The organism is Paracoccus thiocyanatus (assembly GCF_900156255.1).
Classification (GTDB): Bacteria; Pseudomonadota; Alphaproteobacteria; order Rhodobacterales; family Rhodobacteraceae; genus Paracoccus; species Paracoccus thiocyanatus.
Map to the genome: position 1 here is coordinate 1 of NZ_FTMK01000054.1, position 2,347 is coordinate 2,347.

Consider the following 2,347-nt stretch of genomic DNA (forward strand, 5'->3'; position numbering starts at 1 on the left):
TTCGCACATAGGTCACATAGAAGCCCTTGATGACCCGGTGCTCCTGCAAACGGTCCCCAAGTGAAAACCCGTCCTTTCTGATGGGTGCCTGGAAAGGCATTGCCAAGTTGTTGTGTCGTGAAGCGCCTGCTACAGGATCTCGGATGAAAACGCCATCATCCATGCCGCGCCTGAAGGGGTTTCGCTTTCCCCGTGAGATCATTGCCTACGCCGTCTGGGCATATCACCGCTTCGCCCTGAGCGGGGCTGACGTCGAGGACCTTCTGGCAGAGCGCGGCGTGATCGTCAGCCGCGAGAGCATCAGGCTTTGGGTTAACCGCTTTGGCGCGCAGTTTGCCACCTGCATCCGGCGCGATAGGCCGGGGCCGTCGGACAAGTGGCATCTGGACGAGGTCGTCATCCCGATACGCGGCAGGAAACACTGGCTCTGGCGGGCGGTTGACGCCAATGGCCACACGCTCGACATCCTCGTGCAAACCCGCCGGAACGCCAGAGCCGCGAGGCGCTTTCTGGCAAGGCTCATCGCGCAATTCGGCCAGCCGCGTGTGATGATCACCGACAAGCTGCGCAGCTACTTCAAGCCAATCCGGAACCTGGCTCCCGACGCCGACCACAGGGCACACAAGGGGCTGAACAACCTGGTCGAGGGCTCACACAGACCAACGCGACGGCGAGAGAAGATCATGGGACGCTTCAAGTCCCAACGACAGGCGCAGAGATTCCTCGCCGCCCATGACCAGATCAACACCCTCTTCCGTCCCCGCCGCTATCGTCTCACCGCATCTTCATACCGCCACGCACGGGCTGACGCCTTCAGCCTGTGGAACGACTATGCGCTCGAGATGAACGCATAAGCGCTCACGCTTCGCCCCCCTTTGCGCCCACAATCACCCAACTTGGCAATGCCTTACGGAAAACTCCAATCGTCATGCTCGATATGAAATATCCGAAAGGGCGCACCTGGCTGATCGGTATCCGCGCGCAGATAGAAGGCGATGCTGTCTTCTCTGCCGAAATTGGTGAAATCGGCGTTGACCTTGATGGTGCCGCGAAACATCGGCTTGTCGGCATCCGGCGCGATGCGTGTGACCTCGCCCTGGAAATCCTGCGCGCCATAGAGCAAATCAGACCCGTGGCCGCGCAACTTCTGTGCCATATTGGCAAAGAAATAGCGCGCGACATTGGTATCTGCGAAAGGGTTGTCTGCCTGGCTACCCGACGCGGCAAAATCGGCATAGAGATCGCGTACAAGCGCCGCCGCCCCGTCGATCAACGGATCGCCGATGGTCTTCAGCGAGATGTCAGCGCCGGGTGCCGCGCCGGGACCGGAGATTTCCTCCAACCCGTCCTCCATGAGGAAGCGCTGTGCGACCCAGCCCGCCTTGGCAAAATCGGGGGTCCGCATCAGGCACCAGCGTTGTGGCAGGGCGGCGCGCTCAGTCTCGCTCAGCCGGTTGTAAATCGAGGGGATCAACAGCGGCACGCAGGTGATCTGTTCCAGCCCGCGCGCATTGGGTGCGAGGCTGCCGATCACCAGGTATTGCGTGCCCGGCCCCATCCGCATGTTCAGCACATCGTTTGCGGCCACGCCGGTCACGCGCCAGGCATCTGGCCCGTGACCGTCGATTTCGGCGTGCGCGGCGGGGATCGCAAGTGCCAATCCCCCACAGACCGCTATGGTGAAAAGAAATAGCCGTATCATTCTACCTCCACCACCGAGCGGCCAAGCAATGCGCGCCCGTTAATATCCAGAAAGCGAACCTCGTAGGTGCCGGGTTCATCGGGCATGGTGAGATCCATTGATTTCTGCTCCCCGATCTTGTGAACCGAAATCCAGCTGAAATCGGGCTGGTCCTTGCGCGCCACTGCCAGCCGCTGATCCGCGCTGTCGTTGCCACCCGTCCATGTCACCGTGATCGTCGCACCCGGCGCAGCACTTTGCGGCACCGACAGCCCGGCACCATCGTCGAGCGGCGCATCGGCCCCGACCACCTCCAGCGGTGCACTGGCCAGCATGTGCCGCCCCTTCTCAAGCACATACCGGATTTCGTAAATGCCAGGTGTCTCGGGCGCTTTCAGGCGGCCCTTGGTGGCATTCCCGGCGCGAAGATGGCTGTCAACCTCGTTCTCATCAGCCCCGGCGGGAACGATGGTGATGAAATCGCTGCCGTTGATCGTGCCTGACCAGGTGATATCCACGGCCTCCCCCGCGCGCACCGTGCCGGGGCTGGTGATGCCGACCTCGGCACTCGTCACCTCGATCGGCGCGCGGGCCAGTGTACGACGGCCCTTCTCAAGCACATAGCGCAGCTCGTAAAGGCCCGGTGTTCCGGGGGCTGTGAGCGTG

At 62.0% G+C, this 2,347-nt stretch carries 3 protein-coding genes; 1 reads left to right on the forward strand and 2 read right to left on the reverse strand.

Going from position 1 to position 2,347, the window contains the following annotated elements; translation table 11 throughout:
• Positions 1 to 143 precede the first annotated feature (143 nt).
• Positions 144 to 854, forward strand: coding sequence for an IS6-like element ISPpa9 family transposase (locus tag F3H32_RS17560; RefSeq protein WP_026155209.1), 711 nt, complete (start codon positions 144 to 146; stop codon positions 852 to 854).
• Positions 855 to 907: 53 nt separating this feature from the next.
• Here the strand turns inward: F3H32_RS17560 and F3H32_RS17565 are convergent, their stop codons facing one another.
• Both F3H32_RS17565 and F3H32_RS17805 read right to left on the reverse strand, forming a co-directional pair.
• Positions 908 to 1,702, reverse strand: coding sequence for an SH3 domain-containing protein (locus tag F3H32_RS17565; protein ID WP_188128717.1), 795 nt, complete (start codon positions 1,700 to 1,702; stop codon positions 908 to 910).
• A partial coding sequence (locus F3H32_RS17805; RefSeq protein WP_223191534.1) for a hypothetical protein occupies positions 1,699 to 2,347 on the reverse strand: 649 nt, incomplete at its 5' end. The genes F3H32_RS17805 and F3H32_RS17565, both read right to left, overlap by 4 nt.